The sequence below is a fragment of the Rhodococcus sp. 14-2483-1-2 genome (assembly GCF_002259405.1).
In the GTDB taxonomy this organism is placed as follows: Bacteria; Actinomycetota; Actinomycetes; order Mycobacteriales; family Mycobacteriaceae; genus Rhodococcoides.
In genome coordinates this window covers 278,238-294,674 of record NZ_NPFW01000002.1, presented here as the reverse complement: position 1 = coordinate 294,674, position 16,437 = coordinate 278,238, and the positions used below count along the sequence as shown (strand labels likewise).

Below are 16,437 nucleotides of genomic sequence, written 5' to 3'. Positions count from 1 at the left end.
ACGCGTCAGAGGCGGCGAACGGGATCGGTCCCGTCCCAGTTCGTGGCGGCGTCGGCAACACGCCGGTACAGCTCGAGAATGCTCGGCCGTGGCTCGTAGATCTCCAGGAGATGTCCGAGCTGCGGCCGCGCATCGTGGAACGCGAAGTTGTTGCCGTGCGGGGTGGACGCCGACAGTAGGGCCGGCCAACCACGCTCGGTGAGTTGCCGTTGGTGCTCGGCGAACGACGCGACCATGATCGCAACGTGGTGCACACACCCGCGTGCTCGCGTGGTCTCGGCGAATTCCGGCGGTTCGGCCGAGTGCGTGTGCACCAATTCGATCTGCATGCGGCCCCATTGCCCGTAGGCCGATGAGTGGTCGAAAGCCCCCGTTCGGCCGTCGGAGCCGTACGCGGCCGTGATGACGTTCCGTCGCACGAAGAACGGCCCCGCTCCGGTACGGGCGGAGAAGTCGGCGGCCGCTTCACTGACGTCGTCGACCATGTACGCGATCTGAACCACACTGCCGAGCTCGAACTCACTCATCCGATTGTCTCGCTTTCCATGTGCAACCGTCGATTCTGATGCTTGCTAACTGATGATCGACTGCAGATACGACGCCGCAGTTCTCGATCGCGGCGGTTACCGCGATCCTCTCCTCGTCGATGATTCCTGCACCGAGGCGCACAATGTCGAGTTTTGCAGATTGCTGGACTTATCCCTGTACATAGTTGAGTATGACGTGGGTAACACAAGCGGATCTCAAGTAACTCGAGTCACAGGCGGGCTTTCATGACCGATGCACTGAGCATCACCAGTCTTTCCAAGACCTTCGGCGGGCACCGAGCACTCGACCGTGTGGAGTTGTCGCTGGCCCCGGGTGAGATTCGAGGGTTGGTCGGTCAGAACGGGTGCGGGAAGTCGACACTGATCAAAGTGCTGGCCGGATACCATGATCCGGACGACGGTGCCCGGATATCGGTCGGCGGTCACGACCTTGCTCTCGGTGTTCCCGGCAGTGGCGAGGCCGCTGGCCTGCGATTCGTCCACCAGGAACTCGGGTTGGTCGAAACCCTCGATGTCGTCGACAATCTGGCACTCGGTCACGGCTACCTGACCACCGCGATCGGGACGATCGACTCTCGTGCCGAGCGAGCCCGGGCTCGCGCCGCCCTCGCCGAACTGGGAGTCGACCTCGACCTGAGCAAGCTCGCGGGAGCGCTGAGCATGAGCGAGCGCACGATGCTCGCGATCGCCCGTGCGGTTCAGGACAGGTCGGGTCAGGCCGCCGTCCTGGTACTCGACGAACCGACAGCCAATCTTCCCGCAGCAGAGTCTGTTCGGCTCTTCGACTTGGTGCGCAGGATCAGGGATCGCGGTGTCGCGGTCCTGTTCGTCTCGCACCACCTCAACGAGATCTTCTCGCTGTGCGACAGCGTCACCGTGATGCGGGACGGCGCTGTCGTGAGCACGCGTCCACTCGACGGTCTCGACGAATCGGGGCTCGTCGAGTTGATGATCGGGCGGCGCATCGACGATTTCCTGGCCGAACCGGAGGAGACATCGGATCCCGAGGGGCATCCTGTGCTCGAGGTGTCGGAGTTGAGTTGCGGTGCGGTGGAGAACTTCGGGTTCGCGATCAGATCCGGTGAGGTCCTCGGCATCGCCGGTATCACCGGCTCCGGTCGTGAGCAGATCGTGCCTGCGCTCTTCGGTGCCGAGTCTCGACGCGGGACGGTTGCCGTCGACGGTGTGGTGGTCGAACAGGGCCGCCCTGACCTCGCCATGTCGGCGGGCGTCGGATGCGTTCCTGCCGAGCGGCTTTCGAATGCTGCATTCGCTACCGCTTCCCTTCGCGAGAACGTCTCGGTCGCGGACCCGTGGGGTTTCTCTCGGGGTGGGATCGTGCGAGTGAAGCGGGAGAAGTCCGATGTTGCCACGTGGCTCGAGCGACTCGGTGTACGTCCGGCCGGTGACACCGAGCGCCATCTCGGCACTCTCAGCGGAGGCAATCAACAGAAGGTCGTGCTGGCCAGGTGGCTTCGACGCAGTCCTCGCGTGTTGCTGCTGGACGAGCCGACTCAGGGTGTCGACATCGGTGCTCAGGCCGATATCCATGCACTCGTGGACAAGGCCGCTCAGGACGGTGCCGCCGTGCTCGTGGTGTCCACCGACCACGGGGAACTGACGCGCCTGTGCGACCGGGTGATCGTCCTCTCGGTCGGCCGGGTGGTCGACGAATTCTCTCGCCCCCGCATCGACCCGGATCGACTGACGGCCTCGACTCTGAAGAAACCTGTGTCCGCCGCAGCGCGGTCCGGCGCAGAAGATCGGTGAAAGGATCACCATGACAACACAATCCCACGAAGGCACCGCAGCGTCGCCGCACACTCCGCCGCCGGGCACCGAGGGTGGTGCGGCGGGGCGCACGTCGAGACGACGGCCGAATCTCGGACTCGATCGCTTCAGCGGTCTCTATGTGTGGATCGCCGTCATCGCGCTTTTCGCGCTCTGGATTCCGGACACCTTCATGACCCAGGGCAACTTTCGCATCATCGCGGGCGACCAGGCCATCACTGCCATGCTGGCCATCGGGTTGATCGTGCCGCTCGCCGCCGGAGTGTTCGATCTGTCCATCGCAGGCATCATGGGGTTCTCGGTCGCGATGGTGTCCTACCAGCTCTCGCAGGGCATCGGCACACCCATCGCGGTCGTCACCACGGTGCTGTGCGGTGCGGTGATCGGAGCCGTCAACGGTTTTGTGGTGGTCAAGCTCAAGGTCGACTCGTTCATCGCCACTCTGGGAATGTCGAGCATCCTGCTGGCGGGAACCTATTGGGTCACCGACGGAAAGCAGATCACCGAGGGATTCACCGATGGCTTCCTCGACCTGGGGAGCAAGCCGTTCCTCGGCCTGCCGTTGCCGTTCTTCTACATGATCGGCGTCGCCGCCGTGATGTACGTCGTACTCGAGAAGACCCCGTTGGGTCGCTACTTCTACGCCACCGGTGGCAACCGTCAGGCCGCACGGCTCGCCGGACTACGAGTCGAGCGAATCATGTTCGGCGCGTTGATGACGTCGGCCACCATCGCAGCCTTCACCGGAGTGGTCCTGGCGGCCAAGCTCGGCACCGCCGCACCCGATATCGGCCCGTCGTACCTGCTCCCGGCGTTCTCGGCCGTCTTTCTCGGCTCGACTCAGATACGCGCAGGCCGGGTCAACGTGCTGGGCACGCTGATCGCCATCTACCTGCTTGCCACCGGTGTCAAGGGACTGCAGTTGGCCGGTGCTCCCAGCTTCGTCAACGACCTCTTCAACGGACTCGCCCTCATCGTCGCCGTGGCTCTCGCGGCTCGGACCGCCCGCCGTACCTGACCTCCCTCCTCTCGAAAGGTGATCACGTGAAATCAACCAACTGGACGAAGGCGTTCGTGGCCCTCGTATCCGCGAGCCTGCTGGCGTCCGCATGCAGCAGCTCGGACGAGACGACGGCGACCGGTGCAGCTGCCGACGTGGCAGGCGCGCAGGCCGTCGCCGATCGGTACGAGGCCGCCCCCGCCGGTCTCGTTCTGACGACGCCGTTGAGCAAAGCTCCCGACAGCGGCAAGTACGTCATCAGTATCGAGACCCCGCAGCCGATCTCGAGCGCGAAGAACGACGCCATCCAACAGGCGGCGGACGTCCTCGGTTGGCGCTATCAGCGCGTGCTGATGGGTACCGACGCCGAGGCGGCACCCAAGGCGATGGATCAGGCCATCGCGCTGAAGCCGGACGCGATCCACATCTCGGGTACCCCACTCACGATGCTCACCCGGCAGATCGAATCTGCCGATGCCGCAGGCATTCCCGTCATCGCGGACAGTATCGCGGGCCCGCCGGTGGCCGGTGTCATCTCCACGGCGTTGGACGGTGACGCTCAGGTCGAGGAGTGGGGAAAGATGGTCGCGAGTCAGGTCGTCGCCGACAGCGACGGGCAGGCGAACGTCGCCATCTTCTCGATCACCGATTACTCGATCCTCAATGTCTTCACCGACGCGTTCACCGCACAATTGAAAGCCCAGTGCCCGGACTGCACGACCCAACTGGTGAACCAGCAGGTCACCGATCTCGGCACCAAGACCCCGCAGAGCGTGGTCAGTACGCTCCAGCGTGACCCGACCATCAACTACGCGGTCTTCTCCTTCGGTGACCTCGTGCTGGGTGTCGATGCGGCCCTGCGTGGGGCAAGCCTGACCGATCAGGTGACCTTCGCCGGTCAGACGCCGACGCCGGACAACCTCGAGTCACTGAAAGGCGGCGACAACAGTGTCTGGGTCGGCTTCCCGGTGCAAATTCTCGGATGGCGCGTGATCGATACTCTGGCAAGACAATTCAACGGTGACGACCTCGCCGCGGCCGATGCCGCGTTCCTTCCCACGCAACTGCTCAACAGCGACAACATCGGTTCGGCAGTCCTCGACGAGGACACCGGCTACTACGTCGGCGTAGCGGATTACCAGGGTGAGTTCGAGACACTCTGGCAGAAGTGACGCCACGGATCCTGTCTCTGTCCCACCTCTCGGCGCTGCATCTGGCACCGCCGGAGCTGATCGACTGCGCTGCGTCGGGCGGCTTCGGCGCGGTGGGCGTCCGAGTGGCGCACACCGAACGCGACCGGGGATTCTGTCTCCCGGCCGGATCGGCGCTGCTGCGTGAGACCAAATCTGCGTTGGCGCACAACGGGATGCGAGTTCTCGATGTCGAGGTGGTCAAGCTGCATCCCGGAAGTTCGAGAGGGGACTGGTCGTCCATCCTCGACGCAGGTGCCGAGCTCGGTGCCCGGCACCTGCTCGTCACGGTGCTCGACGACGAGCGCAACCGGGCAGCGGACAACTTCGGCGAGATCTCGGAGCTGTCCGAGGACGTCGGTCTTCGGTGTTGTCTCGAGCCGATGATCTTCTCGTCCATTCGAGACTTCTGCGCCGCTGCCGACTTCGTCGCCGCTGCCCGGGGCAGCAATGGCGGTGTTCTCGTCGACGCCCTGCACTGGGTACGGGCGGGGTCGGCGCTGTCCGATCTCGATGCCGTCGACGAGAACTCGTTGCCGTACTGGCAGATCTGCGACGCGACGTCGGCGGAGCCCTGGGACGATCTGAACGCAGCGATCACCGAGGCTCGAACCGACAGGCTCCCGCCGGGACAGGGCGCCTTCCCGCTGGTCGATCTCGTGCGGGCACTCCCTCCCACGGCTGCGGTCAGCGTTGAGGTCCCGTCCGCCCGTAGCGCAGGCGATACGCGGGCGTGGATTGTGGAACTGGGTCGAGCCACTCGAAAGGTGCTCGACGAAGCGGAAAGTGAGAAACTGGAGACATGACCAATAAACTGAATTGCGCGCTGTCGTGACCGGCACCTCGGAGCGAAGGTACGTCCACGTCGTCGCACCCGGCACAGCCGAGACGACTGTCGACGCTGCACCCGTGCCTGCCCCGGACGGTGTCGTCGTCGACATCCGCTACTGCGGGATCTGTGCAACCGACACACACGGATACTCGTCCGCGGCCCTGCCGCCGGCCGTGTTCGGCCACGAATGGGCGGGCACGATCAGCGCCGTGGGCGAGAACGTGACCACCTTGCGGGTGGGTCAGCGCGTGGTCGCAGGTGTCGGGCCTGCATGCGGCGTGTGTGCCCAATGCAGGGCAGGTCACGCCGCTCACTGCGACCTCGCATTCGCAGAGGCCAACGGTATTACCGATGACGCCCCCGCACACGGCGGATTCGCCACCACCCTCACGGTGTCCGCACGCAGGGCCATCCCGGTGCTCGACGCGCTGTCGGACGAAGAGGCCGCGTTGATGGAGCCGGCGACCGTGACGTTCCATGCCGTCAAACGTGCCGCGATCACGCTGGGCTCCACCGTCGTCGTCCAGGGAGCGGGTCCCATCGGTCTACTGACCGCACAACACGCACGTACCGCTGGGGCAGGCCGAATCCTCGTCAGCGAGCCGTCATCCGCACGTCGAACGGCGGCAACGGATCTGGGCTTCACCGACGTGGTGGAACCGGCGGATCTCGCAGCGTTGCTCGCCGACGTCACCAGTGGGCTCGGGGCCGACGTCCTGTTCGAGTGCACCGGAGTCGCCGCTTTGATGCAACCGTCCGCCGAGCTGGTCAGACGGGGCGGGACCCTGGCATTGCTCGGGTATCCGGGCACCGATTCCTCTGTCAGCTATGGCGATTGGCAGTCTCGCGAGCTCACGGTGATCGGCTCGCTGGCGTACTCGCACGAGGATTTCCTCGGTGCGATGACACTGGTCGCCGAAGGTCGGATCGATGTGAAGTCCTTGCACACCGGCACGATCGGGCTCGGTGAACTGGTCGAGATGTTCGCCGAGCTCGACTCCGGGACGAGTCGGCACGCCAAGGTGCTGGTCGACCCGAGTCGTTGACGCGGTGGGTCAGACGGGAGCCGGCACCGGCACCGTCTGACCGCTCCCGCAGGTCGCTCCACCGTCGACCGGGATGGCGACACCGGTGACGAACGACGCCAGCGGTGAGGCCAGGAATGCGATGACCTCGCCCACCTCGCGAGCGGTTCCCCAACGGTGAAGGGGCACCATCGTTCTGAGCGCTTCGTAGCGGTCGGGGGTGTTGTCCTCGATGCGTCGGGTCATGCCGGTGCTGATGGGTCCCGGGCAGACGGCGTTGACGCGGATTCGGTCGTTCGCCAGGTCCAGGGCGAAGGATCGTGCGAGGTTCACAGCGCCGGCTTTGGCCGCGGCGTACGGCCACCGGTTCGGCTCACCACCGAGCGCGGTTGCCGATGCCGTGATCACGATCGAACCGCCGCCTGCTCGGCGGAACGCAGGAATGGCTTCGCGCACACCGAGTACGACCGCACGAAGGTTGACTTCGATCGAACGATCGAAGACCTCCATGTCGAGGGTTTCGATGGATCCGGATGCAGGCACACCGGCATTGAGTACCAGGGCGTCGAGGCGTCCGAACGAGGTCTCCGCCTGCTGTACTGCCGCACGATTGTCGTCCTGGTGGGTGACGTCGCCGACGAACGGCACCGCATTGTCGTTGCCGGACAACCAGTGCAACGACTCCGCGGTGGTGTCGAACGCAACGACCGAGCCGCCGTTCTCGAGAATGATCTCCGCGGTCGCACGGCCGATACCCGATCCCGCACCTGTCACCACCGCGACGGTGTTCACGACGCGCTCGCCGTCGCCGGAGTCGACAGATCCGCGATGTCGTCGAGAAGGACTGCCAACCGCGCCGGTGCGTCGACCCAATCGTTCGGCGAACGCATCTCGTCCCAGAAGTTGGGCTCGACGATCAGGTGTTCTGCGCCTGCCGCCAGCGCAGTGCGGATGTCGGTGCGGACCCCGTCGATGCCCTGGCCACCCGATCCCACATCGTCGGTGGGCCGCTGCAGATACGAACGGAGGAACAGTCGAATCGGACTCGCATCCTCCGAGCGCAGTTCCCGCATCGTCTCGAGTTGTTCGAGCAGAGCCTCGGGGCTGCCACTGCTGGGGTTCCAGATGTCGAACAGTGCTGCGGTGCGCTTCAATCCGGTCGCCGAACGCAGGCCCGAGAGCAGTGGTGGGTGTGGCTGCTGCACTGGTTTGGGTCGGACGATGGACCGCGGGATGCTGAAGAACTCACCCTCGAATTCCACCGGGTCGGGTCCCCAGCAGGCCTGCACTGCCCGCACCAATTCGCCCATCCGACGGCCGCGGCTGCGCGGATCGACGTCCATCAGAGCATGTTCCTCGTCGGACCATCCGGCCCCGAGACCGGCGACGAGTCGTCCGCCCGACAGTAGATCCAGAGTCGACAAGCGTTGCGCCAGTTCGACCGGACGATGGTAACCGGCCACCAGGATGCTGCTGCCTATCGTGATCGTCCTGGTACAGGCAGCGGCGAACGCCATCAGTTCGGTGGCACCGAGAACCGAGCGGTAGGCGGGATGCACGCTGGTGGTGTGGCGCCCGCCGTAGATCGATTCGTTCTCTTCGGGATAGAACAGGTGCTCCTGAACCCACAGGCTCGAGAAGCCCAGTTCCTCGGCCGAGGTGGCGAAGGCGCGGACAGCACCGGCATCGACATGTTCACCGAGCTGAGGGAGGGACAAGCCGATTGCGAGAGTCACAGTACGGTCACCGTTCCCGTGTTTCCGTCGACTTCGATCATCGCACCGTCGGGGATTTTCAGGGTTGCGTCCTGCACCGAGACCGCGCAGGGAATGCCCAGTTCGCGGCACACTATCGACGAGTGAGTGATGGTGGCACCGACGTTGACGACCACGCCGCCGGCGAACACGAAGAGAGGGGTCCAGGCCGGATCCGTCTGTGGGGCAACGATGATGTCGCCCTCGGCGAGGTCGCCGACTTCGTACGGATCATGGAGGATGCGCGCTCGGCCGCGGCTCACCCCCGGTGCGCCGCCGACTCCGGTCAACGAATCGCCGGGAGCTGCGATCTGCGCCTTGTTCTCGGTCCTTCTGGGCCACTGCGAGAGTGGCAGCGGCTCGAACAGGAAGAAGGGCGGCTCGAGGTCGAAGAGTGCGAGGTACTGCTCGCGCCGCTCGGCAACGGTGGTTGCGAAACTTTCGGGATCGGCGACGAAAGCATCGAGTTCGTCGTCGAGCAGCATCGTGATGTCGTGATGGTCGTCCATGATGCCGCGGTCGACCATACGATGCCCCAGTTCGTACAGGGCCGTGCGCATCTCGCCCATCACCTTCACACAGGCAGTCTTGGTTCGCTCTCGCCAGGGCATGAACTTGGTGATGGATTTGGCAGCGTCGAGGAAGCTCTGACGAGTTGCATCGTCGGGCATCTTGGCGGCGAGCTCCGCGGTGAGTGCGATGCGCTTGGACTCGTTGCGCCGTCCGATCACCTCGGGGTCGGATTCGTCGGGACTGAGCCGCATTCCGTTGATGGCCAGCAGGGCGAGCACCGGCTTCGATTCCCAACTGTCGGAGCGGATGTCCCACTCGTTCGGCGCTCGCGATCCGAACTTGTACAGAAAGTCGTCGAAGTCCTGTCGGAACTGCTTCGCATCGGGGGAGTCGCCTGCATCGACGGCGTCGAGGAGAGTGGTGAGTCCGTTGTCGAACAGGGAGGTCAGTTCCGCGGACTTCGCCACCGACCGACCCATGTTCCACAGGGCGTACGACGGTTCTGCCGAGTCGACTCCGCCCAGCCCGCTGAGGAGGTCGCCGAGCTTGTCGGCTTCACCGATGGCCTCGAGCAAGGCTCCGGCCACGGCAGGCCCCATCGTCGAGAGTGTGGTGGTCACCGGGTGGTAGGCGTAGCAGAAGACGAGGTCCGGAACGAACGATCGCGCGTGGTCGACCAGTTCGCGATCGCTCAGTGCCGACATGTCGGGGCGAGCGGCGCGAGCGGCGTCCGCCCGACGCTTCGCCTCCTCTGCCTCGGGAAAGGTGTCGGTGGTCAGTGCCCACGCGGTCTTGTCGGCCAATCCCGCTGTGAGCTGGTCGTTTTGGTGCCACGGTTGTTCGACGTAGTCGGGGATGTCGGGGTGATCGCCGACCCACAGGCTGTTCCAGACCGGAACGGTCAAGCCCGGCAAGCGGGCTCCGTTCAGCTCGGTCATCGAGAAGTTGGTGTAGTGGTAGCCGCCGAAGTTACCGATGATCTGCGGCATGGTCTCGTCGATCTCGGAGGGCAGGTGAGTGCCGAGGTGTTCCACATATCCTTCGCGCCAGCCGATGTTGAGGCCCTTGTTCCAGACGAGGGTCACGTTGAGCGGACTCGACGGGTCGGGAAGTACCTCCCCGGCGTTGGCTCGCGTGTACACCGGGTACTGCTCGCTGAACTCCCAGTCGGTGATCCAGCTGTCGCGATCGTTCTCGACGCTCACTGAGTGCTCCTCTGCCGTTGATGCCGGACTGTATTTCAAGTCACACTATAGAAACTATGGGGTAAAAGAAACATGTACAGAGATATTTGTCCGCAAGTCCGACGGGTTCGCCGACGTCAGGCGAAGCGCAAGTAACTTGAGAAGTGAATCAGTAACGATTTCGGTCGTGGACGAGCGCGGCCGCGACGGCCTCGACGTGAACGGTGGTGCTTCCGAGCAGTAGCTCGCTGGTCTTGGCCCGGCGGAAGTACTGGTGCAGTGGGTGTTCCCACGTGAAGCCGATGCCGCCGTGGATCTGGATGGACTCCTCGGCGGCAAAAGTGGCGGCCCGGGACGCGAGCACTCGCGCGGTCGCTGCGGCGACGAGGAACTCGCTCGTGCGTCGCGTGTCGGCACCCGCCGCATCGAGTACAGCGGCCTCGGCCAATTCGATCGCGATCAGCATGTCGGTCAGACGATGCTTGATCGCCTGGAAAGATCCGATGGCCCGGCCGAACTGTCGCCGGGTCTTCGCGTACTCCACCGACATCTCGAGGCAGGCGCGCGCCGCACCCACTTGCTCGGCGGCAAGGGCCGTGATGGCTACCGCTTGTGCCGTGGCGAGACCGGTCGGCAGGTCTCGGCCGGTCACCCGATGTGCGACGGCATCGGAGAACTCGACTCGCGTGAGACCGCGCGTGAAGTCCAATGTTTCTCGGCGAGTTCGGGTTACCCCGTCGGCGTGCGCATCGATCGCAGCGAGGTGAGGTCCGTCCGATCCGTCTGCGACCACGAACAGCACATCGGCATCGGAGCCGTCGACGACTGCTTCCTGGGCACCGTCGAGAACGACGGTGTCGTCGGCACCTTCGCGCGCGGTGACGAGCGAGGTGCCGAAGGGAAATCCCGTCACGAGTGCCGCAGTGGCGGTGCCATCGGCGATCGACGGGAGGTACTGCGCGCAGGCAGCATCGGAACCGGCATGCAGAAGAGTGAGCCCGGCCAAGATCACCGACGAGAAGTACGGAGCGCGTCCGAGCGAACGACCGAGTTCGGACATGACGACTGCAGTGTCCTTCAACGCGAAGCCCGCACCACCGACGTGCTCGGGGAACGGAATCTCGGTCAAGCCCATCTCCAGAAGTGCAGGCCACACATCCTCTCCTGCAGCAGTTCTCGACAACGATGCCCGCAGGCTGCTGCTCAGATCCTGCTGTTCTTCGGACAGTTCGAGTGTCATGCGAGGCCTTCCCGCGGTTCACGCGGCAAGCCGAGTCCGCGTTCGCCGATGATGTTGCGCTGAATCTCGTCGGAACCCCCGGCAATTCGGTATCCGGGTGCGCCGAGAAGATGCTCGGTCCAGGCAAACGTGTCGGGTACCCCGGTGTCTGCCAGAATCCTCGGCCCGAGGAACGACGCTGCCGCGTCGCCGATGCGTTTGAGGTTCTGGGTCCAGACCAGCTTGCCGATCGATCCTTCCACTCCCGGAACGGCTCCGGCCAGTTCTCGCTCGGCGTAGCGAGCCACCAGCAGCGCCGAGGCCCGCTCGTAGATCGCCGCGTCGGCGAGCTGTTGACGAACCAGTGGGTCTTCGGTGATGCCCGAAGTCCGTGCCAACCGCAGCAGGTCGGCACTGTTTCCGCCGGCGCTGACAATTCCTGCGCTCGAACTTCGCTCGAAGCCGAGCGTCGTGAGGGCGACCGTCCAGCCGTCTCCCTCGGCACCGAGGCGCAGTGAATCCGGCAGCTCCACATCGGAGAAGAACACTTCGTTGAACGTCGAGCCACCGGACATCTGACGGATCGGTCTGATGTCGACACCTGGGCTGTCCATCGGCACCATGAATGCCGTCATTCCCCGGTGTTTCGGGACGGTCGTATCGGTGCGGGCAATGAGAAGACCCCACTCGGAGAACTGAGCTCCCGAGCTCCAGACCTTCTGGCCGTTCACCCGCCAGCCACCGTCGGTCTTCACCGCCTTGGTGGCCAGTCCGGCGAGGTCGGAACCGGCTCCAGGCTCCGAGAACAGCTGACAACACAACTGGTCGGCTCGGAGGAAGGCCCTGACGAATTGCTGCTTCTGCTCGTCCGTGCCCAGTGCATGAATTGTCGGAGCCACCAGTTCGACTGTGACAAGGACGCTTTCGTGCCGCTCGGGCGCTGTGAAGTCTCGTTCGAGACCGACGTACGCGCGCTCGTGGCTTGCGGTCAATCCCGGACCGCCCCATTCCGGACCCCATGTGATGGCTCCGAAGCCCGCGTCGATGCGAACCCCTTGCCATTGTCGGGCGGCGTCGATGAGCTGCCGCTCTTCGTCGTGGCTCCGATCGTGGAAGATCGCATAGTTAAGAACGGCCGATTCATTGCTCCGCCGCGCCAGGTTTTCTTCGAGCCACGCTTCGGCCTTTTCGGTGAAAGCCTCGACGTCGATACCGCGATCATCCGGTGTCATGCTTTCTTGCCTCCTGCCATCTCGGCAATGCGTGCCTCGACCGCCGCCTTCGAGTCGGGGTGTTCGGACAGGCGGAGTGTGAACGTCTGTTCCAACTCGTATCCGCGCTTGAGATCGAGGTTCTCGCAACCGTTCAGCGACTGCTTCGCGAGAGTGAGTGCGTAGCGACTCTTCGACGCAATGGATCGCGCGCGCGTCATGGCCGTGGTCATGCAGTCGTCGTGCGCGACGACCTCGATCGGAGCACCCCAACTCCGTAGTGTCTCCGCGTCGACTGCGTCGGCCGTGAAGAACAGACGCCGCATGGCTTGCTGCGGCAGCATGCGCGCCGTGAACCGGCCGCCGCCGAGGACACCGACTCCCATTTCCGGAAGCCCGAATGTCGCCCGCTCGGACGCGACCACCAGATCGCAGACCGACGTCAAGCCGAACCCGCTTCCGAGGCAGGGCCCGTTGACGGCCGCGATCACTGGGAGTGCGCAGTCCAGAACTCCGAAAATCGCTCGGCGCACTTCCCGCATCTCGATCTCGCCGCCGATCGAGTCCATGACCCGAAAGCTGCCGAGATCGTTTCCGGCGCAGAATATTCTGCCTCGACCGGTGAGCACCACGGCGCGAATGTCCTGGTTGTCGGACAGCGCCTCGAAGACCGTGGCGATCTCCCCGTACATCTGTGTGTCGATGGCGTTGACCTTGCCGCGGGCCAACTCGACCACCGCGATGCCGGGTTCCGGCTCGGTCACCGTGAGATGTTCGATTCCGTTCGGCTGGAGAGGCATTGGGGTGTCCTATCTTTCGTGTGCTGCGGCAAAGGTGATCGCAGCCATCTGAGGCGGCACCGTGACGCGGTCCTGCGTCCAGTTGCGCAGTGCGAACTTCTGAATCTTTCCGCTGGCCGTCTTGGGTAGTGAGTCGACGATGAAAACGCTCTCCGGGATCTTCTGTACGGCGATTCGGCGCTGTACGAGGAACTCGCGCACTTCCTCGAGACTCAGATCTCGGTGGTCGCGAGTGACGACGAAGGCGCAACCACGTTCTCCCGTCACAGGATCGGGACCTGCGACAACGGCGATCTCGAGCACATCGGGATGTGTTCCGAGTTCGTTCTCCACGTCGTAGGCGCTGACCTTTTCGCCGGACCGGTTGATGATGTCCTTGATTCGCCCGACCACATGAAGGGCTCCGCTACCGTCGAAGCGGCCGAGGTCGCCGGTACGGAAGAATCCATCGTCGGTGAACGCTGCGGCGTTGAGAGAGGCATCGAGGTAGCCGAGGAAAGTATCCGGTCCACGCCAGACGATCTCGCCGACATCGCCGGTCTGCGCGATCCCACCGGAGGCGTCGGTAACGACCACCTCGGTTGTCTCGATGGGGCGACCGTCGGATTTCATCCGCAGTGCAGGCGGGTCCCACCGGTCCGCGGTGGTGACAGACGGCCCCTCGGTGGCCCCGTACATCCGGACGACGGTACCGAGGCGGGTGGTGGCCGCCGCGGTCAGAGCATCGGGGATGTCGGCTCCGCCGCAGACGATATAGCGGATCGACGGGGTCGACGAGTGAGTCGCTTCGGCGGCGTCGAGCAGGCCTCGGAGAAACGGTGTCGAGAAGATCATGAAGCTGCACTGTTCGTCGATCACTCGCTGCAGCGCTGTTGCCGGGTCCCAATCGGCCTGCAACACAACGGTTGCGCCCACTACGAACGGGAGAACCAGAGCACAGTTGACTCCGGTGATGTGCGTGACCGGAGACGGATTGAAGACAACGTCGGTTTCGTTCAGTCCGAACCACCGCACCATCGACAGGTTTTCGTACACCAGGGTGTTGTGGCTGTGGAGTACGCCTTTGGGGTCTGCGGTCGTTCCCGACGTGTAGAGCAACAAGCAGATGTCGTCGGGCGACGGAGAAGTCGCGGCATCGAGTTCGGCGACCATTGCGTCCGTGGCCTCGCCGATCAGGTCGGTCCACCTGGTTCCAGGTCGGTCGTCCGCGTAATCGCCTACGGTGACGATCGATTCGAGGTCCGGTAGCTCGGCGGAGAGGTCGCTGTACATGTCGGCGACGTCGACCCCGCGCAACTCGGCGGGTACGAAGGCGATCCGCGCCCGCGACTGTCCGAAGATGAAGCGGAGCTCGCGAAATCGGTAGATCGGCACGATCGGATTCGCGATGGCTCCGAGCTTCATCGCGGCATGGAAGACGACGATTGCCTCGGTGCAGTTGGGGAGCTGGAACGCGATCACATCGTCGGAGGTGATCCCTCGGGCGTGCAACGCAGCCGCCAGTCGAGTCGCGTCACGGTCGATGTCGGCGAAGCTCACGCGCCGGTCGCCGTCCACCACAGCAGTGGCGTCGGGATAGAGGCGGGCGGCACGTGAGAGGTAGTGCCCGATCGGAAGATCTCGCCACAGCCCGCGTTCGCGATACGACCGGGCGAGGTCGCGGCCCGGCGGCCGAGTCGGCAACATGGTCGGCTCCTGCCCTAGTCCTTCAGTTTTCTGACAATCACTACAGTAACTAAGCTACCAAACTATGTATAGAGTTAACCCGCATCACACCGAGATCGATGAGGTCAGGCCACAGACATGACAGCTGAGGAGAGTGTCGCTCCGCGGGGGCGATCGCCCAAGGTCTCCGCGAGGATCGCCAACATCATCGCGGACCGCATCCTCGACGGGGGCGTGGTGGAGGGTGAGCGGTTGCCCACGGAGAAGGACATGATGGCCGAGCACGGTGTTGCTCGGACCACGGTGCGTGAAGCGCTGCGTCTGCTCGAAAGCCGCGATCTGGTCACCATCAAATCGGGAATCGGCGGCGGGCCGGTGGTCAAGCGGCCGAGGCTCGAATCACTCGGCAACACCATGAAATTGTTCCTGCAGTTGGACGGGGCCAACATCAGCGACGTCATCGATGCTCGTCTGATGCTCGAACCCATCATCGCTCGCGAGGCCGCCTCGAACGTGAGCGACGAGCAGATAAAGATCATGCAGGGTGCGCTGGATCGAATGCGCGAGGACCCGGGTGACTACGGCAATTTTCAGGAGAACAACGCCGAGTTTCAGCGGGGGGTGTACGACGCGGCCGGAAATCCGGTCCTGAACATTCTGATGGAAACTCTCTGGCTGTTGGTGCGCGACGCCGAACCGAACGAGCATCCTCTCGCGACGCGGCTGGCGGCGATCGAGATGCAGCAGGACGTCCTCGATGCGCTGAGCCTGCGCGATCCCGACGCTGCTGCGGCCACGATGAGCGCGTTCGTCGGCGAATCGGCGAAGTACTACCGTCGCCGCCTGCGGGCCATCATTTCCCGTCCGGTTCGGTGGCAGATGTAGATCTCCGAGACACCAGTGGTGTCGGAACGGGTCTCGTCGCGGACTCCATCGAATCGACTCCGCGCTCGGTTTCGACCGCTTACTCGACGCGCTCTCCGTCCAGTTCGCCGGCGGTGGTGCCGCTGGACGCTCGGAGCGGACCGACACCGCCGAACAGAACCGACGCTCCTGCCGTCAGAAGTTCGGGAAGGTCGTTCTTCTCGTCGATCAGCCAATGCTCGTACGCGGAGATCGCCACGCCCAGGAGCATCCACCCGACGGTGCGCGGAAGGTGGTCGGCAGGGGCTGAGTTCGTTCGTGCTGCCACGTACTCGGCAATGACCTGACGCCAGCCCTCGTACATCACCATCGAGTAGCTCTGCAGTGCTGGATTTCCCAGGATCAGCGCCATGCGCTGTCGATGGACGGCAGCCTCCTCGGGCGGAAATGTGTTGAACTGCAACAGGGCCGATTGTAATCCGTCCGCGAGTCCGATGTCCTCGGGCAGCCCGTTCAGGTGGGTCCTCAATGCCGAGAGCTGAGCGTCGAAATCGCCCCAGGGAACTGCGTTCTTGGATGGGAAGTAGCGAAAGAACGTGCGCCTCGCGATGCCCGCGGCATCGGCGATGTCGTCGACGCTGGTCTCCTCGAATCCCTTGGCGGCGAACAGCTCGATTCCGAGATCGCTCAGCTCGCCCCGCGTTGTGGACGGGCGTCTACCTGGCTGATTGGAGGGTTTCGCGCTCCTGACCATTTTCTTCTTTCCATCCTCTGGTTTTCTGCACTCAGTGTCATTATGTTGGTGACCCAAGCCACTGTCGACTCCGATTGTGGTCCGCAA

15 protein-coding genes are annotated in these 16,437 nt (G+C 64.1%); 6 read left to right on the top strand and 9 right to left on the bottom strand.

Going from position 1 to position 16,437, the window contains the following annotated elements:
• Positions 1-5: 5 nt before the first annotated feature.
• Positions 6-527 carry a VOC family protein gene (locus CH295_RS01295; protein WP_094739522.1) on the bottom strand — a complete coding sequence of 174 codons (522 nt, stop codon included), beginning with the start codon at positions 525-527 and terminating at the stop codon, positions 6-8.
• 246 nt (positions 528-773) lie between these two features.
• Between CH295_RS01295 and CH295_RS01290 the strand changes: the two genes are divergently transcribed.
• The 5 genes from CH295_RS01290 to CH295_RS01270 are packed head-to-tail and all read left to right on the top strand — an operon-like array spanning position 774 to position 6,407.
• Positions 774-2,318 (top strand): sugar ABC transporter ATP-binding protein, encoded by a 1,545-nt coding sequence (locus tag CH295_RS01290; protein ID WP_094739521.1) that lies wholly within the window; start codon positions 774-776, stop codon positions 2,316-2,318.
• Between the two features lie 10 nt (positions 2,319-2,328).
• Positions 2,329-3,357 (top strand): ABC transporter permease, encoded by a 1,029-nt coding sequence (locus tag CH295_RS01285; protein WP_094739520.1) that lies wholly within the window; start codon positions 2,329-2,331, stop codon positions 3,355-3,357.
• A 26-nt stretch (positions 3,358-3,383) separates the two neighbouring features.
• The gene (locus CH295_RS01280) at positions 3,384-4,511 is read left to right on the top strand and encodes a sugar ABC transporter substrate-binding protein (protein ID WP_141216924.1); all 1,128 of its coding nucleotides are present in this window, start codon (positions 3,384-3,386) and stop codon (positions 4,509-4,511) included.
• On the top strand, positions 4,508-5,335 hold the full coding sequence (locus tag CH295_RS01275) for a sugar phosphate isomerase/epimerase family protein (protein ID WP_252341852.1): 828 nt from the start codon (positions 4,508-4,510) through the stop codon (positions 5,333-5,335). The genes CH295_RS01280 and CH295_RS01275 overlap by 4 nt, the downstream gene beginning before the upstream one ends.
• Positions 5,336-5,360: 25 nt before the next feature.
• The gene (locus tag CH295_RS01270) at positions 5,361-6,407 is read left to right on the top strand and encodes a zinc-dependent alcohol dehydrogenase (protein WP_094739519.1); all 1,047 of its coding nucleotides are present in this window, start codon (positions 5,361-5,363) and stop codon (positions 6,405-6,407) included.
• Between the two features lie 9 nt (positions 6,408-6,416).
• On the opposite strand, the gene CH295_RS01265 is transcribed toward CH295_RS01270, so the two are convergent.
• From CH295_RS01265 to CH295_RS01235, 7 genes are all read right to left on the bottom strand, one after another.
• Positions 6,417-7,178 carry an SDR family NAD(P)-dependent oxidoreductase gene (locus tag CH295_RS01265; protein WP_094739518.1) on the bottom strand — a complete coding sequence of 254 codons (762 nt, stop codon included), beginning with the start codon at positions 7,176-7,178 and terminating at the stop codon, positions 6,417-6,419.
• Positions 7,175-8,122, bottom strand: a complete 948-nt coding sequence (locus CH295_RS01260) for a TIGR03619 family F420-dependent LLM class oxidoreductase (RefSeq protein WP_252341851.1) — start codon at positions 8,120-8,122, stop codon at positions 7,175-7,177. The genes CH295_RS01265 and CH295_RS01260 overlap by 4 nt, the downstream gene beginning before the upstream one ends.
• A complete protein-coding gene (locus CH295_RS01255) occupies positions 8,119-9,858 on the bottom strand; it encodes a PEP-utilizing enzyme (RefSeq protein ID WP_094739517.1) in 1,740 nt (579 codons plus the stop codon). Before CH295_RS01255 ends, CH295_RS01260 begins: the two co-directional genes overlap by 4 nt.
• 148 nt (positions 9,859-10,006) lie before the next feature.
• Positions 10,007-11,077: an acyl-CoA dehydrogenase family protein gene (locus CH295_RS01250; RefSeq protein ID WP_094739516.1), complete on the bottom strand. Its 1,071-nt coding sequence runs from the start codon at positions 11,075-11,077 to the stop codon at positions 10,007-10,009.
• Positions 11,074-12,288, bottom strand: a complete 1,215-nt coding sequence (locus CH295_RS01245) for an acyl-CoA dehydrogenase family protein (RefSeq protein WP_094739515.1) — start codon at positions 12,286-12,288, stop codon at positions 11,074-11,076. Before CH295_RS01245 ends, CH295_RS01250 begins: the two co-directional genes overlap by 4 nt.
• Positions 12,285-13,067 carry an enoyl-CoA hydratase-related protein gene (locus CH295_RS01240; protein WP_037188392.1) on the bottom strand — a complete coding sequence of 261 codons (783 nt, stop codon included), beginning with the start codon at positions 13,065-13,067 and terminating at the stop codon, positions 12,285-12,287. The genes CH295_RS01245 and CH295_RS01240 overlap by 4 nt, the downstream gene beginning before the upstream one ends.
• Positions 13,068-13,076: 9 nt before the next feature.
• Positions 13,077-14,753, bottom strand: a complete 1,677-nt coding sequence (locus CH295_RS01235) for an AMP-binding protein (protein WP_094739514.1) — start codon at positions 14,751-14,753, stop codon at positions 13,077-13,079.
• A 117-nt stretch (positions 14,754-14,870) separates the two neighbouring features.
• Between CH295_RS01235 and CH295_RS01230 the strand changes: the two genes are divergently transcribed.
• The gene (locus CH295_RS01230; RefSeq protein ID WP_037188388.1) at positions 14,871-15,617 is read left to right on the top strand and encodes a FadR/GntR family transcriptional regulator; all 747 of its coding nucleotides are present in this window, start codon (positions 14,871-14,873) and stop codon (positions 15,615-15,617) included.
• 79 nt (positions 15,618-15,696) lie between these two features.
• On the opposite strand, the gene mftR is transcribed toward CH295_RS01230, so the two are convergent.
• Complete coding sequence (mftR, locus tag CH295_RS01225) at positions 15,697-16,350, bottom strand: mycofactocin system transcriptional regulator MftR (RefSeq protein WP_094633668.1); 654 nt, start codon at positions 16,348-16,350, stop codon at positions 15,697-15,699.
• Positions 16,351-16,437 lie beyond the last annotated feature (87 nt).